General features: G+C 49.9%; 20 protein-coding genes and 1 pseudogene. 2 read left to right on the top strand and 19 right to left on the bottom strand.

The features are described 5' to 3' along the window. Positions 1–190: 190 nt before the first annotated feature. The 9 genes from ACO9K6_RS13035 to ACO9K6_RS12995 form a co-directional block, all read right to left on the bottom strand. Positions 191–328: a hypothetical protein gene (locus ACO9K6_RS13035; RefSeq protein ID WP_424767992.1), complete on the bottom strand. Its 138-nt coding sequence runs from the start codon at positions 326–328 to the stop codon at positions 191–193. A 112-nt stretch (positions 329–440) separates the two neighbouring features. Then, the gene (locus ACO9K6_RS13030) at positions 441–1,418 is read right to left on the bottom strand and encodes a glycoside hydrolase family 43 protein (RefSeq protein ID WP_424767991.1); all 978 of its coding nucleotides are present in this window, start codon (positions 1,416–1,418) and stop codon (positions 441–443) included. Positions 1,419–1,497: 79 nt separating this feature from the next. Beyond that, positions 1,498–1,665 carry a hypothetical protein gene (locus ACO9K6_RS13025; protein WP_424767990.1) on the bottom strand — a complete coding sequence of 56 codons (168 nt, stop codon included), beginning with the start codon at positions 1,663–1,665 and terminating at the stop codon, positions 1,498–1,500. Between the two features lie 26 nt (positions 1,666–1,691). After that, positions 1,692–3,335: a response regulator transcription factor gene (locus tag ACO9K6_RS13020; RefSeq protein WP_424767989.1), complete on the bottom strand. Its 1,644-nt coding sequence runs from the start codon at positions 3,333–3,335 to the stop codon at positions 1,692–1,694. Beyond that, positions 3,313–5,076: a sensor histidine kinase gene (locus ACO9K6_RS13015; RefSeq protein ID WP_424767988.1), complete on the bottom strand. Its 1,764-nt coding sequence runs from the start codon at positions 5,074–5,076 to the stop codon at positions 3,313–3,315. The genes ACO9K6_RS13020 and ACO9K6_RS13015 overlap by 23 nt, the downstream gene beginning before the upstream one ends. 68 nt (positions 5,077–5,144) lie before the next feature. Continuing rightward, the gene (locus ACO9K6_RS13010) at positions 5,145–6,023 is read right to left on the bottom strand and encodes a carbohydrate ABC transporter permease (RefSeq protein ID WP_424768045.1); all 879 of its coding nucleotides are present in this window, start codon (positions 6,021–6,023) and stop codon (positions 5,145–5,147) included. 60 nt (positions 6,024–6,083) lie between these two features. Continuing rightward, positions 6,084–6,986, bottom strand: a complete 903-nt coding sequence (locus ACO9K6_RS13005) for an ABC transporter permease (RefSeq protein WP_424767987.1) — start codon at positions 6,984–6,986, stop codon at positions 6,084–6,086. A gap of 71 nt (positions 6,987–7,057) precedes the next feature. Then, positions 7,058–8,812, bottom strand: coding sequence for an extracellular solute-binding protein (locus ACO9K6_RS13000; protein WP_424767986.1), 1,755 nt, complete (start codon positions 8,810–8,812; stop codon positions 7,058–7,060). Between the two features lie 139 nt (positions 8,813–8,951). Next, positions 8,952–9,155 carry a beta-xylosidase family glycoside hydrolase gene (locus tag ACO9K6_RS12995; protein WP_424767985.1) on the bottom strand — a complete coding sequence of 68 codons (204 nt, stop codon included), beginning with the start codon at positions 9,153–9,155 and terminating at the stop codon, positions 8,952–8,954. 167 nt (positions 9,156–9,322) lie between these two features. On the opposite strand from ACO9K6_RS12995, the pseudogene ACO9K6_RS12990 reads away from it, so the two are divergent. Next, positions 9,323–9,496 (top strand): annotated as a pseudogene (locus ACO9K6_RS12990) (tyrosine-type recombinase/integrase); the annotation flags it as partial. Between the two features lie 73 nt (positions 9,497–9,569). Here the strand turns inward: ACO9K6_RS12990 and groL are convergent. The 10 genes from groL to ACO9K6_RS12940 all read right to left on the bottom strand — a co-directional run bounded on the left by groL (position 9,570) and on the right by ACO9K6_RS12940 (position 18,126). Then, on the bottom strand, positions 9,570–11,204 hold the full coding sequence (gene groL / locus ACO9K6_RS12985) for a chaperonin GroEL (RefSeq protein WP_424767984.1): 1,635 nt from the start codon (positions 11,202–11,204) through the stop codon (positions 9,570–9,572). Positions 11,205–11,284: 80 nt separating this feature from the next. Continuing rightward, positions 11,285–11,566: a co-chaperone GroES gene (groES, locus tag ACO9K6_RS12980; protein WP_424767983.1), complete on the bottom strand. Its 282-nt coding sequence runs from the start codon at positions 11,564–11,566 to the stop codon at positions 11,285–11,287. A 515-nt stretch (positions 11,567–12,081) separates the two neighbouring features. Continuing rightward, positions 12,082–12,675 carry a TetR/AcrR family transcriptional regulator gene (locus ACO9K6_RS12975; RefSeq protein ID WP_424767982.1) on the bottom strand — a complete coding sequence of 198 codons (594 nt, stop codon included), beginning with the start codon at positions 12,673–12,675 and terminating at the stop codon, positions 12,082–12,084. Between the two features lie 73 nt (positions 12,676–12,748). Continuing rightward, positions 12,749–13,912 carry a YhgE/Pip domain-containing protein gene (locus ACO9K6_RS12970; RefSeq protein ID WP_424767981.1) on the bottom strand — a complete coding sequence of 388 codons (1,164 nt, stop codon included), beginning with the start codon at positions 13,910–13,912 and terminating at the stop codon, positions 12,749–12,751. A 249-nt stretch (positions 13,913–14,161) separates the two neighbouring features. Beyond that, positions 14,162–14,914 carry a twin-arginine translocase subunit TatC gene (tatC, locus tag ACO9K6_RS12965; RefSeq protein ID WP_424768044.1) on the bottom strand — a complete coding sequence of 251 codons (753 nt, stop codon included), beginning with the start codon at positions 14,912–14,914 and terminating at the stop codon, positions 14,162–14,164. A 114-nt stretch (positions 14,915–15,028) separates the two neighbouring features. Next, on the bottom strand, positions 15,029–15,262 hold the full coding sequence (locus tag ACO9K6_RS12960; protein WP_424767980.1) for a twin-arginine translocase TatA/TatE family subunit: 234 nt from the start codon (positions 15,260–15,262) through the stop codon (positions 15,029–15,031). 154 nt (positions 15,263–15,416) lie between these two features. Continuing rightward, positions 15,417–16,475, bottom strand: coding sequence for a molybdopterin-binding protein (locus ACO9K6_RS12955; protein ID WP_424767979.1), 1,059 nt, complete (start codon positions 16,473–16,475; stop codon positions 15,417–15,419). Then, positions 16,472–16,966 (bottom strand): MogA/MoaB family molybdenum cofactor biosynthesis protein, encoded by a 495-nt coding sequence (locus tag ACO9K6_RS12950; RefSeq protein ID WP_424767978.1) that lies wholly within the window; start codon positions 16,964–16,966, stop codon positions 16,472–16,474. The genes ACO9K6_RS12955 and ACO9K6_RS12950 overlap by 4 nt, the downstream gene beginning before the upstream one ends. Before the next feature lie 27 nt (positions 16,967–16,993). Next, entirely contained in the window at positions 16,994–17,473 is a 480-nt protein-coding gene (gene moaC, locus ACO9K6_RS12945) for a cyclic pyranopterin monophosphate synthase MoaC (RefSeq protein WP_424767977.1), read from the bottom strand. Between the two features lie 53 nt (positions 17,474–17,526). After that, positions 17,527–18,126 (bottom strand): 5-formyltetrahydrofolate cyclo-ligase, encoded by a 600-nt coding sequence (locus ACO9K6_RS12940; RefSeq protein ID WP_424767976.1) that lies wholly within the window; start codon positions 18,124–18,126, stop codon positions 17,527–17,529. A 152-nt stretch (positions 18,127–18,278) separates the two neighbouring features. Between ACO9K6_RS12940 and ACO9K6_RS12935 the strand changes: the two genes are divergently transcribed. Continuing rightward, entirely contained in the window at positions 18,279–20,216 is a 1,938-nt protein-coding gene (locus ACO9K6_RS12935) for an ATP-binding cassette domain-containing protein (protein WP_424767975.1), read from the top strand. Positions 20,217–20,364 lie beyond the last annotated feature (148 nt).

Genomic DNA, 20,364 nt, shown 5'->3' with positions numbered 1-20,364 from the left:
CCGGCGGGCTGCGCCTACATCGTGCCGCGACCTCGTCACCTCATTGATTGAAGTCGTCTCAGGCAGAAAAGCACTTGACTATATTGTGTTTGCTCAGATGCTCGCGAGCGGCGGACGTTATGGCAACGAACGCATTCTGGGAAGATAGACAATCGATCATATGCGGCGCAACCATCTAGACGAGGTTCAATTAGCCGATTTCACAATTCGCACCTTGCCGGTTACGGTTACGGACTGGGCGTACGGACCATAATCGATACGGCTGCGGGGCATTCGAACGGATTGAAACCGGCTCTTGTATATTGTAAAGCAATAGTAAGTTTTCCACAGTCAACAGCTCCTGAATTATACATAGAGTAAAGTGGGCCCTCCATTTGGAAAGCCCACTTCTGCGTTTCATTATCGAGATGTTCCCCTTCGTGCCTCTTTATCGCATGTTATCAATAAGGATTGATCGTCTGAATCGTGCCATCCACATTGTACTGCAGTTCCGTATATTTGACGCAGCGCTTGTGGTTCACACCTTCCGACAGAGAGCTGTCGTGATAAAACAGATACCATTTATCCCCGAACTGTACAATGGAGTGATGGGTCGTCCAGCCGATGACGGGGGTGAGAATCGTTCCTTTGAACGTATACGGTCCCATCGGATTCCTGCTGACCGCGTAGACCAGTTTGTGGGTGGTGCCTGTCGAGTAAGATAAGTAGTATAAGTCATTATATTTGTGCACCCAGGGACCTTCAAAGAACCGCCGTTCCTCGTCGCCCGCCAGAATCGGATTGCCATCTTCGTCCTCGATTAAAACCTCCTGAGGTCCACCCTGGAAGCTCATCATGTCATCGCTGAGCAGTGCCACGCGCGGTCCAAGCGCAGGTTCGTCCCCTGCCGGCCCCGTCTCATCCGGCTTGAACTCGCCGGTCTGCCATTTCTCTAGCTGGCCGCCCCATAACCCGCCGAAGTAGATGTAGGCCTGTCCTTCGTCGTCGACGAGTACGGCAGGGTCGATGCTGAAGCTACCTTTGATATAGCTCTCTTGCGGAGTAAAACGGCCCGCCGGTGATTTCGACGTCGCAACGCCGATGCGGAAGTTTCCGTCGTGGTCACGCGCCGGGAAAAACAAATAGTAAGTATCGTTCTTGTAAGCCGCATCCGGCGCCCAGAGCTGTTTGGAAGCCCAAGGAATATCCTTCAGGTGAAGTACTTGGCCGTGATCGACGACAGGCGAATCGAAACTATCCATTGAGAGCACATGATAATCCTCCATCGCGTATTGGTCGCCGTTATCGTTGCTTGGACCGTCGTGATCGAGGTCGTGAGACGGATAGATGTAGATTTTCCCTTCAAAAACATGAGCCGACGGGTCCGCCGTATATATATGCTTCACTAGCGGCTGATTCGGTTTAGGCGCATTGTCCATTTTCTTTTCTCCTTCTCAGTCGTATTCATCCATAATGATGCTTTCTGTCCATTCATAGTAATCGCCGTGCAGGCTGCAGTCAATTTTGAAAATCTTGTTTATCCGTAATTGCGAACGTAGGTTTGGAATATCCGCTACAGGTCCGCATAATAAGCCCGCTCCCACTCAGATGCTCCGCGAAATGACCATACATATTGCGATGGATCGTACTCTTTGGCTGATCCGTATGAATGATCGCATGCGGCAAGCTTTTCGCCCTCCTCGGTCACCGCATCAGAGATGTGCGGTTCTTGCTGCTTCCCGAAACTCTTGCGGGGTGACTCCCGTCATTTTTTTGAAAAATCTCGTAAACGAATGCGCCGCTTCATATCCGACTCGAGCACCGACCTCATGAATCTTCGACTCTTCTTTGATCAGAAGCTCCTTCGCTTTCTTTATCCTGGCCTGATCGATATATTCGGACAGATTCTGCCCCGTCTCCTGCTTGAACAGACGGGATAAATAAGAAGGATTAAAATGCGACTGCTTGGCCAGCCGAACAAGCGATAAATCCTCGGCCAAGTGCTCTTCGATGTAGGAGCAGATGCCTTCCATCGCACCTGTTGCTCTGCTGTTCTCCCTCTGACGTCTGAGCGTAAACAGCGTTTCTGCCGTACGGGTTAAAAATTCAAACGCTTCGTGCCACGAGACATGCGGATCCATCCGCAGCAGGGAGGCTGCTGTAAGTTGGTCGTCGGTAGGCCTCTGATTGATGTAGGAGAGAATTACGAACGCCACGGAATAGTACAGCTCCATCAACTGTGCAGCCTCCATCATCCGTCCGCTGCGCGCGGGTTCGAAAATCTCTCTCAGAAGCTCCATAAAGGCGTCCATTCGTCCGCCATTCAAATGACCGGAGAGGAGTTCAATCTTTTCCGTCCGCACGCGTTCCCGGATCGGCTGTTCCGATTCATGATTCCCGACGTTTACCGTCATCACCATGCTTGCTCCGTCACCCACTCGGTCATGCTGCAACTGCCGTAAGCGATCGTAAGCTTGAGGGAGCGATTCCCAGTACAGTGGTACGCTGCCAATCATGAACGAGATATCGACAGCCAGCGATTCGGAGCATGCCGCCTGGATCAGTTCCAGCGTCCCCTCCAAAAAACGTACAGTACCAGTGAACTCCGCATCCGGCCCTCCATGCTTTTCTGCAGTCGGCTGGACCAACCATAGCAGGTCGCCAAAGCGGTCAATAATGCCAACACAACGGGTCATATCGCGCAGATACGAATCTCCGAGAAGCTTCACGGCCATTGCCGCTTCCTGTCGGTCAGCATAAGACGGGATCTCCGCAGCTCTAATCAGGCTGGCGAATACAGGAAGGACAAGCTCCGACGGATCGAGCTGAATGTTCAGCTTCCGGAAATCTTCGGCGCGCACTCCCTCGTTGAAGGTGCCGGAACCGGCGAGCAGGTGGCGGAAATATTCGCCATGCGCAAGCGCTTCCAAAGTATTTCGCTGTTCCCTGGCTTGCGCCAGGAGACGGTCGGTCCGGAGCCCCTCATCCAGTTCGCGGATCGCCTCCTGCACGGCGGCGATTACTTTGTCGTAGCCTTCAGTCTTCAGTAAATAGCGGACGCCCCATGTTTGAATAGCCTGATAGATGGCATCAAAATCGTTAAAACCGGTAAGAAAAATAATACGGCACCTCGGCCAGTTCTTGCGGATAATTTCCATCAATTCAAGTCCGTCGATGCCAGGCATGCGGACGTCCGACAGTACGAGGTCGATTCGCGTACTGTTCAGCCAATTCAGCGCCTCTTCGCCTGAGTATGCCTTACATATATCCAACTCAGGATTGTCAAGTCTGGCCAAAATTTCGGCCATACCGTCGGTAATGATTGCTTCATCGTCAACGATCAGCAGTCTGTACAATTGTACTCGCCTCCCTCAGCGGTACGCGGATCGATACCTTGAGACCGCCCAGTTCCCCGCGTGCGGCTTGCAGCCCACTACCTTCGCCGAATGTAATTACGATACGGCGGTGAATATTTACGATTCCTGTTGTTTCCAATTTCTCGTCTTCATGGGCGATGGCCGACGATATCCGTCTAAGCCCTTCGTCGGTCAACCGATCGCCGTTATCCTCAATCACAATACAGGCCCACTCTTCCGAACGCTCGAAGCGCACCTCGATTATGCCATCTTGGGCCATTTTCTCCAGGCTATGCTCGAACGCATTCTCAATGATTGGCTGCACGATGAGACGAGGCACCATGACCCGTTCTAACTCAACCGGCAACTCGTCGAAACGGACTTTCAATCTCCTTGAGAAACGAAGCTCCTGTATCTTGGTATACATTCTGGCGTGGTGGACTTCCTGTTTGAGCGTTACTTCGTCCGACGAATTACGGGTTACGAACTGAAAATACTCGCCGAGCTGCGTTGTGAATTGCTCGATTCGATCCGTGTCTCCGATCTTGGCCATCGTATTAAGAATAAAAAAGCTGTTATACAGAAAGTGCGGATTGATTTGGGACTGAAGCTGCTTCAATTCCGCCCGCTGCGCCATAATTTTCTGCTTATACGCCTGATCGATCAACGTACGCAGATTGGCGACCATCTGGTTGAAGCGTGCATAGATATAGCGAAATTCGTCGTTCGCTTCGTGAGCGATGGCTTGCTCCAGATCCCCGCTTTCCAGGCGGCGGAACCCCTTGACCAGCTTGAGGAGCGGCTTGTGAATAAACTTGTACGTTGATAGGGCATACACGGCTATGATGACGAAAGCTCCCGCCGCGAAAAGCCATGCCCATGTATAAAATTTGTCCAGCGGCTTGTGTACGATTCGCTCCGGAATAAAACGGTAAATGGACATATCCAGCCGGTCCGAATAGGCATGGGAAACGAAATACCGGTCACCCTCGAGAGTAATCGTTCCGGACCTACCGTCGGCGATTCCGGAGAGCATCCGCTGCGTCTCGCTTTCCAGCGCGCTGATGAAGCCGCTTCCGAGCACGAATCCCGGCTGACCCGAGATCAGGATCGTACTGCTGCCCGGATACGTATTGAACTGCTGCAACGACTGCCTCAGTTTGCGGCTGTCTAGCTCGATTTCGACAGTAAACAGCGGTTCTCTCCCCTTCATGCCGCTCGGCTTGGCGGCGCTCAGGAAAAGTTTTTCCTTCCATTTAATAGGTCTCAACCCCTGTCCCCCGAATTCGGCACGAATCGCCCGATACCGTTCTCCCTCGAACTCTCCCGCACCGTTGAGCGAGGAGAAAGTTTTGGCGATTGGTTGGATATGAACACTGACATTATGAATGTAATCGCTGCTGTTCTGAATGGAGTATATTCGATTCAGCACCGAAGTGATCTTTTCCATCCGCTCGATGTCCCCCATCGTTTCCCAAGTGATGGCGAGCATGTTCAGGTCGGTGTCCTCCAACATTCCGTACTGAAGCAGCTTCATCCGTTCGATCTCTTTTTCCAGGTCGCCGAGATAGAAAAAAATTTGGGAAACGGCCGTCTTCGAAATATCATCGCTTGCAGTACGAATACTCCACTGATAGATATAGACGCCTAGCAGAATGATCGGCAGCATGATCAGCACAAACGTCGTCACCAATCGGATAAAAATCGTGTTGCGCAAAGAAAATTCTGGACGCTTGAACAACGCAGTCTCCCCCAGTCTTTTCCTTCAGTATAAATCAAGTGCTGCGCTGCCGCCTTATCCAAAATTGGCTACCCTTTCACGCTGCCCAATACAATGCCCTTGACGAAATATTTCTGCAGGAACGGATAGGCCGCCAGGATAGGCAAAGAGCCGAGGAAAATCTGTGACGCTCTAAGCGTTCTGTCCGAAATCATCGCCATATTCAGAATATCTTCGCGCGACATTGATGAGAAATTTTGCTGAATAACGATGGTTTGGATATAGCTTTGCAACGGATAATTGACCGGGTTTCCCATCAGGATCAATCCGTCGAACCAACTGTTCCAGTGATCCACCATTGAGAACAGAGCCAACGTCGCAATCGCGGGCTTGGAGATCGGCACATAAATCCGCCAGAGCGTCGTCCACTGGCTCGCGCCGTCGATCACGGCCGACTCCTCCAGTTCTTTGGGCACTTCACGGAAAAAGTTCAGCAGCAGCACGATGCTGAATACCGGAACCGCTCCGGGAAGAACGAGCGCCCAGATGGAATTGAGGAGCCCGAGCTCTTTAATAGTGACGTACCACGGAATTAGCCCGCCGTTGAACAGCATCGTCATGAAAAATATCCAAGCATAGACGAGACGAAAACGGAAGTTCTTCGACTCTTTGGACAGCGGATAGGCGATCATAATTGTCAGGAGCAGGTTGAGCGGCGTTCCGATCGCGATTCGTTTCAGGGAGACAAGCATCGAGCTCCAGAAGCCTTCCCGGCCTCCTGTGAACTCATAGGACGCGAGCGTGAAATCGACCGGCCACAGCTTCACGTAGCCAGCGGCGGCGGCAGTGCTGGAGCTGAACGATACCGCGATGATATGGATGAGCGGAAGTACGCACAGAAGCGCGACGAGAATTAGAAACGTCGTATTGACGGCCGCAAACCAGTCGAAACGCTTGCCGGCTTTCATGGTTTGGGACAGCGCGGGAGATGAAGGCTTTAACGTTTGGTCGGACATTCAGGGTTCCTCCTAGAAGATTCTGTATTTTGCGAACCGGTACGCGAAGAAGTACGAACCCGCGATCAGCACGAACGATACGATCGATTTGAAGAAGCCGACCGCCGTCGCTACACCGAATTGGGCATCCAGCAATCCGATTCGGTATACAAAGGTGTCGAGAATATCGCCGCTCTCGTAAACCTGCGGACTGTACAGGTTGAACACCTGATCAAAGCCGGCATTCAAAAGCTGACCCAGACTCAGTACCGACAGCAGCACAATCACCATGCGCATGCCGGGCAGCGTAATATGCCACGCTTTCTTCCACCTGTTCGCGCCGTCGATCGTCGCCGCTTCATACAGACCCGGGTTGATCCCGGATATCGCTGCCAGATAGATAATGGTGCCGTATCCGAAGTTCTTCCAGATGTCCGAAACGATCAAGGTGGTCGGGAACCACTTGTTGTCACCCAGGAAAAAAATCGGCTGCATTCCTAAAGACTGCAGCAAACTGTTGACAATGCCGCCGGTTGGAGACAGCAGGTCAATCAGGATTCCGCCCAAGACGACCCATGACAGAAAAAAGGGTAGGTAGATCGTCGTCTGAACGGACCGCTTGATAACTTCGTTCTTTAACTCGTTCAGCAGAATCGCAAATACGATCGGCACGAGCAGTCCGAGCACCAGCTTGAAGCTGGAGATGTACAAGGTATTCCAGAGCACTTGCATAAAGCTAGGGAGATCCATAACGTAATAAAAATTGTCCCAGCCCACCCATTTCTGGTCGCCGAACAGCCCTCTGGCCGGTACGAATCGCTGAAACGCGATCGTGATGCCGGCCATTGGGATATAGGAGAAGATTCCGACAAGCAATAGTCCCGGTATTATCATCAAGTGCAGGGGAAGCTCCCTCCACGCTCTTTTATTTCGCATGCATATCCCCTCCGTCTCAAGTGCAAAGAAGCAAGAAGGCAGGTGCCGTAAGCGCCTGCCCTGCTAATCCATTACTTCGTTGTTGCGTACCATTCGTTGACTTCTTGCGTAATCTGTTCGCCGCCGAGTTTCTTCCAGTCTTCGACGAATTTATCGAATGTTTCGATCGGCTGGCCGAGAATGATTTTGACGAACGTCTCGTCCTGGAGCTTCTGTAGGGTTGATTTCCGCTCGACCATTGTCGGGGTAGGCGCCCCAACAAACTTTTCAATCAGGAATTGATTGTTCTTGTCATACTGGTCGGTGATGCCCATCGATCCCTCCGGACCGTATATGCGCTCCCAGCCCCATACCGCGAACCCTTCCTTCGAGCCTAAATTATACAAATCGATCTTCTCCTGGATCGTCTTGGCTTCGCCCTTCAGCACCGACATATCGCCTGCTTTGCGCGCCGCGTCGATCTCGCGATACGCCGTAACGTTTTTCTTCGGCGGCGCCGGCATTACCGGAGACAACTGCCACACGCTCTCCGCTTCCTTCGGAGCGTAGTACGTGTCGAACTCGGCCGTTTCGCCCCAATTCTTCTCCAGGTGCATATTGAAGAGCTTAATGACCGCTTCCGGATGCTCAGCACCCTTCCGGACGACGAAGAATTTCGTCGTGCTGAACCTCTGGGGCACTTTTGGCAGGTCGTCGTTCTCCGATACGATCGGGAAAGCACGCCATTGCGCATTTGGATCGTTGTTCTTATTGAGTTGCAGCGGCCAGATGGAGTTCCATTGTTCGCCGTACTCCATGCCGATTTTGCCGGCCGTAATGTCTTCCGCTACTTTGCCGCCGTCCTTGATGCCGAATTCTTTGTCAAGTTGGCCGCTCATCATCATGTTCTGTAGTTCTTGAAGCGCCTTCTTCACTTCCGGCTGGATGCTGCCGAACACAAGCTTGCCTTCCGCATCCTCCACCCATATGTTCGGGTACGCCTTGTAGCCGGCCATAAAACCTTCAAGACCCATAGCCCCGCCCCAGACGCCCTTCGTCATGCCGAGACCATACGTATCCTTCTTGCCGTTGCCATCCGGATCGTTCTCGGCGAACGCCTTCGAAATAGCGAGCACGTCTGCCATTTTCTTCGGCGGCTCAAGGCCGAGCTTCTCCAGCCAATCGGTACGAATCCAGATAAACATGGATCGCTCGATCGACGGTTCGACTTGTGGAATTGCCATCAGTTTGCCGTCGAGCGTCGCCGCGTCGAACGGGCCGCTGCCTTCTTGGGACAAGATGTCCTTCGTCAGCGGGGACGCATATTTCTCATATAGTTCCGTCAAATCCTCGATCTGATCAGATTCCGCCAGTTGCTTTAGCTGGATGGCGCTTACCGGAAGAAAGTCCGGCAGCTCTCCGGAAGCCAGCGTCACGTTCAGCTTCTGCAGGTATTGGTCCGAATCGGGGTTGCCCTTTATGACCCAGTCATATTTCACTTTAATGCCGAGCTGCTCTTCGTACAGGCGCGACCACCTATTGTCTTCCAGCGTTTCGCCTTGAAGGACGCCAAGCACGTTATTCTCGACAACATCGCTCAAATTCCGTACGGTCGTCACTTCAATCGGGGGATCATACTTACCCATCGGATCCGCCGACGTGTCGTTGCCTGCCGTTTCGCCGCTTCCTTCCTTCACGCCATCGTTCGTTTCAGCTGTACCTTGATTCACCGTTGTATTCTCATTGCCGCCTCCGTTATTGCCGCTGCAAGCCGAGAGCACCATGAATGCCGCAAGGATCAGCGTCATTGCTTTGGCATAACGTTGTTTTCCGGTCCTGCCTCCCATTTTCATTCCCCCATCTTCCTTATTCGAGACAAAGCCGCATGCGATGTCTACGCTTTCATTATAGTAAGCCCGATCTTGCAGCCACAATGTGCAAGTTTTTACTTCGTTATCCGGCCTTTACAACATGCAAGCGCTTTATTTATATGGTCATGCCGGGAAACCTTCCTTTGGCATAGCGGAAATAATCAAAATCAGCATGCCCGCCGGTTTCCTTCGCTGCATAGGTGAACAGACCGATCCGATAACCCGTAAAATGATGCAGCGTATACTTCATCTGCAATGTCCGGCCGATTGCCAGCCAAGACTCGCCTTCAACCGAATAATAGAAATGCTCCAAATCCACGCTGTCCTCAAAGTTGATTGATCAACCGAAAGGCGTATTATGACAAAAAGTACATCATGCCAAACAAAGAATCTCACCCTGGTTATCCCAACATTAAAACATTACTTAAACCACATGGCCCGCCTTTTGAAGATCGCTTTTTTAAATACTGATCTAAACCCCACTCTCTCAGACACACACATACATCTCTGTTAGCGGAGGCTGGTGTTCCTATACAAGAAATCATGGATAGGTTAGGTCACAAAGATGACGATACAACCAAACATGTGTATCTGCATGTGACCAAAACAAGAAAAAAAGAGGCTTCGCAAAAGTTCGATGAACTCATGCAAAACCTCTAAATTCAAATAACGGTGACCAAAATCACTATGGGCACCCTAAAAGCCCTGTAGAATCAAGGGTTTTCGGGCATCATTACATCATGCCGCCCATACCGCCCATGCCGCCCATGTCTGGCATGCCGCCGCCTGCACCCTTAGGCTCAGGTTTGTCAGCGACAACCGCTTCAGTTGTCAGGAACATTGCCGCAACGGATGCTGCGTTTTGCAATGCGGAACGTGTAACCTTAGCTGGGTCAACGATACCCGCTTCGAACATGTTCACCCATGTGCCGGTAGCTGCGTTGTAGCCTACGCCGATTTTTTCATTTTTCAAACGCTCAACGATAACGGAGCCTTCTTGGCCCGCGTTAGCCGCGATTGTGCGAAGCGGCTCTTCAAGGGAGCGAAGAACGATGTTAACGCCTGTTTGTTCGTCGCCTTCTGCTTTAACAGCTGCAACCGCATTGTATACGTTAATGAGGGCTGTACCGCCGCCCGATACGATACCTTCTTCAACCGCTGCGCGAGTGGAGTTAAGGGCATCCTCGATGCGGAGCTTGCGCTCTTTCAATTCAGTTTCAGTAGCTGCACCGACTTTGATTACCGCAACGCCGCCAGCAAGCTTAGCAAGACGCTCTTGCAGCTTCTCACGATCGAACTCGGAAGTTGTATCTTCCAGTTGAGCGCGGATTTGGTTAACGCGAGCAACGATGTCAGCGGAGTTGCCGCTTCCGTCAACGATGATCGTGTTTTCTTTTGTTACGCGAACTTGACGAGCGGAACCAAGCTGTTCAACCGTAGTTGATTTCAGATCAAGTCCAAGCTCTTCTGTGATCACTTGGCCGCCAGTTAGAGCAGCGATATCCTGCAGCATTGCTTTGCGACGGTCGCCGAAGCCAGGAGCTTTGACAGCCACGCAAGTGAATGTGCCGCGAAGCTTGTTCACGATAAGCGTCGCTTGAGCTTCGCCTTCAACGTCTTCAGCGATGATCAGAAGCTGCTTGCCTGATTGAACAACCTTCTCCAGAACCGGAAGGATCTCTTGAATGTTCGTTACTTTTTTGTCTGTGATCAGGATGTATGGATTCTCAAGAACAGCTTCCATTTTATCCGTATCCGTAATCATGTAAGGAGAAAGGTAACCGCGGTCGAATTGCATACCTTCAACCACTTCAAGCTCTGTTACAAAGCCTCTCGACTCTTCAACAGTGATAACGCCGTCGTTGCCTACTTTTTCCATTGCTTCAGCGATTAATTGACCAACTTCATCGTCAGCAGAAGAAATCGAAGCAACCTGTGCGATCGATTGTTTGCCTTCGATTGGCTTCGAAATTACTTTCAGCTCTTCAACAGCAGCTTTAACAGCTTTCTCGATCCCTTTGCGGATAACCATAGGGTTAGCGCCGGCTGTTACGTTTTTCAAGCCTTCGCGAATCATCGCTTGTGCCAGAACAGTAGCAGTAGTCGTACCGTCACCTGCTACGTCATTTGTTTTTGTTGCTACTTCTTTTACAAGCTGAGCGCCCATGTTTTCGAAAGCATCCTCAAGCTCGATTTCCTTTGCAATGGATACACCGTCATTCGTGATGAGCGGGCTTCCGAATTTTTTCTCAAGTACAACGTTACGGCCCTTAGGACCTAGTGTTACTTTAACTGCATTTGCAAGTGCGTCAACACCACGCAGCATCGAGCGACGTGCGTCTTCACTAAATTTAATTTCTTTAGCCATTTTCAGTAACCTCCCAAGTAATTTTTAAGTACGTTTCACTGCGTACTGTCTGTCTTCTATGTGACCCTAAACCGGGCTGTTTATGCAAATATTGCGTGAATGTCGCTTTCTTTCATAATCAAATACTCTTTACCTTCGTATTTGATTTCAGTTCCTGCATATTTGGAGAACAATACGCGGTCACCTTCTTTTACTTCCAAAGCAACACGAACGCCATCCTTCAGCGTACCGCTGCCAACTGCTACCACTTTACCTTCTTGCGGCTTTTCTTTCGCCGTATCCGGCAATACGATTCCGCTAGCGGTTGTTTCTTCCTTCGCGATTGGTTCGATCAATACGCGTTCACCCAAAGGTTTGATCATTGAAAATAGCCTCCTTTTAAATTTGTCGCTTATTTTTATTTCGTTAGCACTCATAAGCTTGAAGTGCTAACAACCATTTTTATCATACTCATTTTCGCAATCAATTTCAAGTGCTTCATTTCAATTTTCCGATAATTAATATCCTGTTTGGATAAACGGCTTCGACTGCTTCGTCTCGACTGCCTATTTTTTCATTTCAGAGCCGAATCTATACTAAAAGCTGTCCCTGACCACGCTTTACTCGATGTCGAAGCCTCGGGCGCACCACTCCAGAAGGAATGCCCGCTCGGGAGCCCTAGCGGCAGGAATACCTCTGCCCATAACTAGAGGCTTCCCGTAGAAATGTAACGCTCGCCAATCGCCGGCTGATGACCACAGAAGCCGATCGTCAGCTAGCCGTCAGCAATAAACGCCTCCAGTTCGCTTAGTCATGACCTATGCCGCTGCTTTGAATTTTTTTTACGCAAAAAAAACCGCACGGCGATTTACTCGCGTACGGTTCTTCATGCCTCTTACTATTTAGATTTGCGCTGCAGCGCGTTCATCACGAACGTCGTTAAATCCTCGATCATCTCCTCAGCGCTAGGCGGCGCCTCCTCCAGAAGGACCTCCCAATACGACGTATTCCGGTGAAACAGCAGTGTACCAATCACCGACATCAAGGTGGAGTCCAAGGATTGAAAATGGAATATTCCCTGCTCGCGGCCCTGCTCCAGCCAATGACGAAGCAGCCTCCACATCGGCATCACATGCATGCGTATTTTCTGAATCCGCTCCGTATTCATGATGATTTCCTGCTGGATGATGCTAATCAGCTCAGGATCACGATAACGAAAGCTCGTTACTTCACGAATGACAAGCCTTACGCCCTCTATAGGATCAATCGAAGGATCAACCTCGGCAAGCTGATCATTTGGAAAATAGCTTTCGAAAAGCGCCGCGAACATATTTTCTTTGCCGCCAAAATGATACGACACGAGCGCGAGGTTAGCTCCTGCCTCCTCGCATATTTGCCGCACGGTCGTCTTCTCGAAGCCGTATTCGGAGAACAGCTTTTTGGCTGCCTGCAGTATTCTCATCTTGACATCCGCTTCTCCTGTTGTCATCATTCATGGCCCCCAGCAAAGCTTATTTCCTCTTATTTTGAAGTAAAATATATTAAACAGCAAGCTATGATTGTCTTTACCGCTTCTGAGCTGCAATGACGGCTGATGGCTCTTTCAGTGCCGCTTGCCGCTTCATCCCAACTGCAAGGAAGCTAACGGCTGCGGCAATGATCCCAATGATCGCAAGCCCCGCGGCATCGGCTCCAACAGATGGTCCCCCGAATAAAATATTCATATTGCCATCCACAGCATAGGTCGCTGGAAGAGCTGCGCTCAGCTTAGTGTAAAAGTCTGATAGCAGCTCGCGCGGTACGATCGCGCCGGAGGAAACTAGCTGCGCAGACAGCAGCATGATATTAAACAGCATGCCTGCCATCCCAAACAAGTATAGAAACATTTGCGAAACAAAAATAAACGTTAGCATGAACAGCATCTGGAACAGCCACAGATGGAGGAAGCCCTGCTCCATTTGTCCGCCGAACAATGCGAGCAGCGATGAGCCGACTAACGAGACGAGCACCGCCGCAGCCACATTAATGATGGTTCTTGCCCCGAACCGGCGCCATCTGCCTACGGTCGCGCTGATTGCCATGGACGATTGCTCCAGGTTCATGCCCATGATCATCGCGCCGACATAGGAGGCAAGCACCATCATCATCGGCACCATCTGATTGTTCATCCCGTTTACGACATTCGTCGACTGTATGTCCGCCGTTACCCGCTGCGACAAGCTCTGCGCCGCTGCTGCAATCTGCTCGGTCGGAAGGCTCATATTGCCAAGAACCGTCTGAACGCCTCCGGCAACCGCCTGCCGGTTAACCTCCGCTGTCATTTGCGCGGCGGCTCCGCTCATGATGCTTTTGATTAAAGCCGGATTGGACTCATTAATGAAATATTGAATCGAAGCGGTTCCACCCTCCTCCATCGCCTTCTGCGTGAAATCCGCCGGTATGAACACAACCATCTGAAGCTCACGCTCATCAAGCTGCTGTTTTGCCGAGTCGAGACTGTCTGCTTGCTGCATATCAAAAGGAAGATTCTGAAGGAAGCCTGACGTAATCGACAACCCCATTTGCTGATCCTCATTCACAACCGCGATGCGCAGCTGATCCACCCGATCCGTAACCCCGTTGTAACCAGTCATCCAAATGACTGAGAAGATGACTTGAAACATGAATGCCGTAATAATGCCGACCCACGTAGTGGGACGCTTCATAAATGCTTGCAGCGCGTTTTTCATAATATTCCACTCCCATTTTTTAAACAAACGTTTTAAACAATAGTTTAAAACGTTTGTTTAAATATTACGACCGCTCATTCTTTTTGTCAATACAAAAAAGCTGATCCCTGTCCGGGACCAACTTTTTTGTTGCAAGGCGAATGCATAGCTTTATTGGAGATGGAGAGCATGGAGAGGCTTCTTCTCGATTGCTAGGTTTATAATATTTTTCTTCCATCCATTAAAATAAATAAGCTGCCGATTGGCAGCCTACACTTTATTTAATGACTCTCCATACTCTGCTTCAAACCTCGCATCAGCGGCCAGCTGTTTTTTATAAACGGATGCAGATAGAAACACACTGACCTCGTATAACAGAATTAAGGGAATGGCTACGAGAATGTCGGATATAAAGTCCGGAGGCGTAATCATAACCCCGATCAGCACCATGATGAAATAGGCGAGACGCCGCATTTTACGAAGCCGCTTCGGATTTACAACACGTATCGCCGTCAAAAACATAATAAGCAGCGGCAGCTCGAACAACAACGAAATAGGAATCAAAAGATTGAACATAAACGTAAAATATTGTGCAATTCCGTAAGTTTCCTCCAGATTCAAATGCTGTGCTACCGTTCTCGTGAAATTAAATGCGAGCGGGAACACAACAAAATAAGAAAACGCCAAACCAATCAAAAACATCACTAGCGCGAAGGGAACATACTTCAACGTAGAACGCTGCTCATTTTCTCGTAACGCCGGCTTGACGAAAGCCCATAGCTGAAAAGCGATAAACGGAAGCGTCAAAATCAATGCGATAACAAACGCAAATTTCATATACATGCCAATTCCGTCCCAAAGTGAAAACGTATGTAAGGAAATGGAGTTGGCCGGCTCTTGGCTCATTAGAAAATTATAAGCTGGTTCTGCGAATATAAGTCCTATGACTAACCCAAAGGTAAGTACGATTAGCACGTAAAAAAGACGTTTTCGCAGCTCTCCGAGATGCTCCAGAAGGGGCATTAGTCCTTCCTCGCGAATCAGCCTTTTAGATGATTTTTGCTTCGATTTGCTGTTTGCTTCGGTACCCAATTACCCTTGCCTCCTTCGCCTTGGTCAAGAAAAAAGCGGGCCCGATTAGTCCGGAAGCCGCTTATTGTCTTTCTCGATATTTTCCGAGCGATTCACTTCAACACGATTGCTTTCCTTGTCCTTGCGGTCGTCCTCATCCATCATCTCTCTCGCGCCGGACTTGAACTCGCGCAGTGTCCGTCCGAATGCGCGGCCCAGCTCAGGCAGCTTGTTCGGTCCAAACAGAAGCAAAGCAACCAACACCAGTAGAATAATACCCGTTGCACCTATTCCAGACATTTTACTAACCTCCTTAAATGTTCGAAGTAAAAGCACTTCACAAGAATTGTTTCGAAACGTTGTGTCCAATGAGCGGCTCCGGGCACCTATGCTTAATGAAACATTTTTACCGCTATTTTATGACGATATCCGCTTATTTAACCAAAAGGAAAAACTAGCAGCGGTTCAAGCCGCCGTAGCCCATGTTAACAATATCTTCGCGTACGATCGTGTCCCCTGCGAGAATGCGCGGCAGAAGAACGTCAAAGGATGTATATGGATCATGCATGACGCAGCCTGGCAGCCCCATAATCGGCACTCCGTTTATGTAGCCCATAAGCAGCATCGAGCCCGGCAGCATGGGGGCTCCATAGCTTACAATGTCTGCTCCTGCAGCTTTAATCGCACCCGGCGTCCGATCATCAGGATCAACCGACATTCCACCAGTTACTAGTATCATATCATACCGTTGTTCAAGCAAATAGTGTATTTCCTTGACAATTGTTTGTCGATCGTCCGGAGCGAATCGTTGTTCAGCAACCTCCGAGCCAAGCTCCTCGAGCTTACTTCTGACGGCTGGGCCGAATTTATCTTCTATGCGGCCATTAAATACTTCACTGCCAGTCGTGATCAGCCCTGCCCGAAGCTTCCGGAAGGGACGAACACGAATAGGCGCTGTACCGCCATGCGATTGACGATATTGCGCAGCTAGTCGCTCAACCGTCTCTACCTTCGCTTTCGAGACGACAAGAGGAATCGCTCTTGTTGCCGCAAGTGGCTGCCCGGGCTGTACGACCGTATTTGATTTAATTGTAGCCAGCGCAATTTCGCCCAGCTCATTAATGGCATCAACGATTTTTTTGTCTACCTCTGCTAATCCTAGCAGCGTAGATTTCAAGCTAACCTTTCCCTCATGCGGCTCCGATAGCTCCAAATACTCGCCATAAAGTGCCTCTGCCATTCGAATAGCAGCATCATCCTCATGAAGCTCACTTTCACCTAGCTCCATAATGTAAATATGCTCCTTACCAATATCCAGAAGGCTCGGAATATCCGCTTCCGTAATCACATGACCTCTCTTGAACAACCGGCCTTTAAACTGGCCGGGGACAATTCTCGTCAAATCATGTGCCAAGCGGAGGCCTACCGCATCGTGAACCGATACTTCCTTCAGTACGGTCGCCGACTGCTTGATCATTGCTTCAGCTTCATCTGAATTCTTCTGTACGCTCATACGTTATGCTCTCCAAGCTGCCCGGATAGAATGCCCAGCGCATGCGGCAGTTGGTCCATGATTGCCATTAAGCTTTCATGCACGCCCTTCGGGCTTCCAGGCAAGTTAACGATAAGAGAGCTTCCTCTAATACCGCATACACCGCGAGAAAGCATCGCTCTTCTCGTCTTTTGAAGTGCGCCCATCCTCATCGCTTCTGCTAAGCCCGGCACTGCGCGATCAATAACCTTAAGCGTAGCTTCAGGCGTAACATCGCGCGGCGCAAGTCCTGTTCCGCCTGTCGTCAGAACAAGATCGGCATGGAAATATTCGGTCATTTCTATAATAGCCGCCATAATCTCATCCTGCTCATCCGGAACGATTCGATAATCGATAATCTCGCCGCCCAGTTCTTCCTCAATCAGCTCACGAATTACCTGTGCGCTTGTATCTTCACGTTCCCCGCGTGAGCCTTTATCGCTTGCTGTTAATATTGCTACCTTCCACCGCATGTACCATTCCTCCCATCCCTGCTCCGATTATGGATTTGACGAAATTCGATAATCGCCGCTCTTGCCGCCGGTTTTGGAGACAAGCTGCGTAGGACCGATTATCATATCCTTTTGCAGCGCCTTGCACATGTCGTACACCGTTAATGCTGCAGCCGACACGGCCGTCAACGCTTCCATTTCAACCCCGGTCTTACCCGTTGTTTTTACAGTTCCTTCTATGTAAAGCTCATCCGCCCCATTATCGCTAAATACAATATTAATGCCTGTTAGCGGAAGCGGATGGCACATTGGTATCCAATCAGCCGTTTTCTTGGCGGCCATTACAGCAGCAACCTGAGCTACCGCAAGCACATCACCTTTACCAACCTTGCCTGCCTTAATCTGCTCAAGCGTCTCCACGTTCATCTTTACCGTCGTTTGAGCGATTGCTGTACGTGAAGTGACTTCCTTGTCAGAGATGTCCACCATACGCGCCCGACCCTGCTCATTAAAATGCGTCAGCTCCACTGTTAACGCTCCTTTCAAAAGTTTTCGAAGAAAGCTTACTTCGTAAGCATCTTCTATACCCTATAAATGCCCCGCTCCGTAACAATTCCATTCATCGGAAAATCATGCGGTTCAACCGGAACCCGTTCAACCAGCTGCGCCTCAAATGCTGCACCGATCCATATAGGCTTAGATTCTGACTGCTTGATCCGCTCAGCAAAACGATCATAATAACCGCCGCCATAGCCTAGTCTGCCGCCTTGGCGGTCGAACGCCAAGCCTGGGACAAATACGACATCCGGAACAAAATCCTCTGCTAGTGGAGGAGTCATTACCACGTTTGGCTCCCTGATGCCATAGGCGCCCGGTACAAGCTCATCCCAGCTGCGCAAATAATGCAGCGTCATGGATCGATCAGCAGCAACGCAGCGCGGAACGACCACTTTACGTCCTGTGTGCCAGCCCCATTCAATCAGGCCCGACAAATCGAGCTCGCTCCGAAAAGGCACATATACCATAAACACTGCTGCAGCTCGGCTTTCTAGAAAAGCACCTGCGATTACGCACGCTTGCTCCGACCATCGCTCACGCTGTTCGACTGACAAGCCGCTCCGTTTTTGGGTGATGTGTTTTCTTATGCCAGCTTTATGATCCAATGGATTCCATTCCATCATAAGCACTCACCTATTCTGCGTCCCATGAAATTGTTTCATTAAATGTAGTTTACCACTCTTATACAACTTTCGCCAATGCAAGCGCTCGTTTATGGTACACTAATGAGTAATGAAAGCAAACATTCTTATAATTATTTGGTGGAGGTTTCAAAATGCTGCTTCAGGTTTCAAACATTACCAAAAGCTACGGCGTCAATGTCGTATTATCCAATATTTCATTGCAAGTTCTAGAGCGGGAAAGAATCGGTCTTGTGGGCGTGAATGGCGCCGGCAAATCAACACTTCTCAAAATAATCGCCGGCGAAATGTCCGCGGATTCTGGCGCTATTCATAAAGCGAAGGAAACTAAAATTGGCTACTTGGCACAAAATAGCGGGTTAAACTCTAATCGGACGATCGAAGCGGAGATGCGCGCTGTATTTTCACATCTGCTCGAGGCCGAGCAGGAGCTTCGCGATATGGAAATCAAAATTGCCGACCCTTCTCTCCATGCCGATGAGAAACGGTATGCCGACACGCTTGACCGTTACGCTAAACGTTCAGACTGGTTCCGTGAGCAAGGCGGCTTTGAAATGAATACACGTATTAATAGCGTTCTGCACGGAATGGGGTTTGGTCACTTCGCTCCTGATACCGTTATCTCAACGTTAAGCGGTGGACAGAAGACAAGGCTTGCTTTGGCCCGCATTTTGCTGCAGGCACCCGACCTGCTTATGCTCGATGAGCCTACAAACTATTTAGACATCGAAACGCTCACATGGCTGGAATCTTATTTGCGAGGCTATTCCGGCGCGATCCTTGTCGTATCTCATGACCGCTATTTTCTCGATGCTCTTGCCCAAACCATAATTGAAATTGAACGCCATACCTCAAAGCGTTACACCGGCAACTACAGCCGCTACATGGAGCTGAAAGCCGCGGAGTATGAAATCAATATGCGGCAATTTGAGAAGCAGCAGGATGAGATATCCCGTATGGAGCAATTCGTGCAGCGAAATATTGTTCGAGCCTCTACGACAAAACGGGCACAGAGCAGGCGCAAAGCGCTGGAGAAAATGGATCGCTTGGACAAACCGATGGGTGATTTGAAGAAAGCCCACTTCACCTTCGAAATCGAACGTACAACCGGCAAGGACGTCCTGTCAGTAAGCGATGTATCCGTCACTTTCCCTGGTAAAGACAAGCCTTTGTTCCAGGATGTATCATTCCAGCTAACTCGCGGTGAAACCGTCGCTCTAATTGGTCCTAATGGTATAGGAAAATCAACCCTTCTCAAAGTGATCGTGGGTCAGAGCGAGCCTACCACCGGCACGGTCCGCTTCGGAACACATGTCAAGCTCGGTTACTACGACCAGGAGCAGACAAGACTTAACGGTCAAAATACCGTGCTGGAAGAGGTGTGGGGCAGCTATTCTCATATGGAAGAAGCCCGCATACGTACCGTTCTGGGCAATTTCCTATTTAGCGGCGAGGATGTGCTCAAACGAATCTCATCGCTAAGCGGCGGAGAGAAGGCACGCGTATCGTTAGCCAAGCTGATGCTCGCTCAGGCTAACGTTCTTATTTTAGATGAGCCTACTAACCATCTTGATTTATTTAGCAAAGAGGTGCTTGAAGCAGCGCTGCTTGACTATGAGGGCACTCTTCTCTTTATTTCTCATGACCGGTACTTCCTCAACAAAATGGCCGAACGTATTGTCGAGCTTAAGCCGTCTGGAACTGATCATTTCCTAGGAAATTATGACGAAATGATAGAGAAAAAACATGAAATCGAGGAAGCGCGGTTGGAAGCCTTGGCAAAACAAGCTTCGTCGGGCTCTAAAGCAACGGCTATTTCCGACAATGCACCGACAAGCTCCTACGAGGCGGAGAAGCAAGCCAAACGTGAAGAACGAACACGTCAGCGTAAAATAGAGCAGCTGGAGCAAGAAATTGCGACGCTGGAGCAGCAGATTTCAGAGCTTGAGGAGCAGCTCGCGAATCCTGATATATTTAATGATTATATTCGAATTCAAGAAATACAAGCACACATTGAGCTCTGTAAAAACTCTCTATCAGCTGCTTATGAGGAATGGGAGCAGCTGATGTAATTGTGTGCAAGACAGTAAAAGCTGCCATTAGGCCATGGAGGAGCTGTCTATGTCAAATATTTCCGAGAAGCAATTGATACCCTTAATGGACCGCCAACCGTATACCCAGGCTGGGCTGCGTTTGGCGTAACCGGTCTAACCGATGCTC

It is taken from the genome of Paenibacillus praedii (assembly GCF_049725345.1).
Lineage (GTDB): Bacteria > Bacillota > Bacilli > Paenibacillales > Paenibacillaceae > Pristimantibacillus.
Note: the sequence above shows the minus strand (reverse complement) of the source record. Positions and strands in the feature narration are given on the sequence as shown.

Coding starts and splice junctions, on each gene's coding strand:
- groL (WP_424767984.1), bottom strand. CDS start 11,204: ATGGCTAAAGAAATTAAATTTAGTGAAGACGCACGTCGCTCGATGCTG.
- ACO9K6_RS13000 (WP_424767986.1), bottom strand. CDS start 8,812: ATGGGAGGCAGGACCGGAAAACAACGTTATGCCAAAGCAATGACGCTG.
- ACO9K6_RS13010 (WP_424768045.1), bottom strand. CDS start 6,023: ATGAAAGCCGGCAAGCGTTTCGACTGGTTTGCGGCCGTCAATACGACG.
- ACO9K6_RS12950 (WP_424767978.1), bottom strand. CDS start 16,966: ATGCGGTGGAAGGTAGCAATATTAACAGCAAGCGATAAAGGCTCACGC.
- ACO9K6_RS12960 (WP_424767980.1), bottom strand. CDS start 15,262: ATGTCTGGAATAGGTGCAACGGGTATTATTCTACTGGTGTTGGTTGCT.
- ACO9K6_RS12935 (WP_424767975.1), top strand. CDS start 18,279: ATGCTGCTTCAGGTTTCAAACATTACCAAAAGCTACGGCGTCAATGTC.
- ACO9K6_RS12955 (WP_424767979.1), bottom strand. CDS start 16,475: ATGAGCGTACAGAAGAATTCAGATGAAGCTGAAGCAATGATCAAGCAG.
- groES (WP_424767983.1), bottom strand. CDS start 11,566: ATGATCAAACCTTTGGGTGAACGCGTATTGATCGAACCAATCGCGAAG.
- tatC (WP_424768044.1), bottom strand. CDS start 14,914: ATGCCCCTTCTGGAGCATCTCGGAGAGCTGCGAAAACGTCTTTTTTAC.
- ACO9K6_RS13030 (WP_424767991.1), bottom strand. CDS start 1,418: ATGGACAATGCGCCTAAACCGAATCAGCCGCTAGTGAAGCATATATAT.
- ACO9K6_RS13005 (WP_424767987.1), bottom strand. CDS start 6,986: ATGCGAAATAAAAGAGCGTGGAGGGAGCTTCCCCTGCACTTGATGATA.
- ACO9K6_RS12975 (WP_424767982.1), bottom strand. CDS start 12,675: ATGATGACAACAGGAGAAGCGGATGTCAAGATGAGAATACTGCAGGCA.
- ACO9K6_RS12940 (WP_424767976.1), bottom strand. CDS start 18,126: ATGATGGAATGGAATCCATTGGATCATAAAGCTGGCATAAGAAAACAC.
- ACO9K6_RS12970 (WP_424767981.1), bottom strand. CDS start 13,912: ATGAAAAACGCGCTGCAAGCATTTATGAAGCGTCCCACTACGTGGGTC.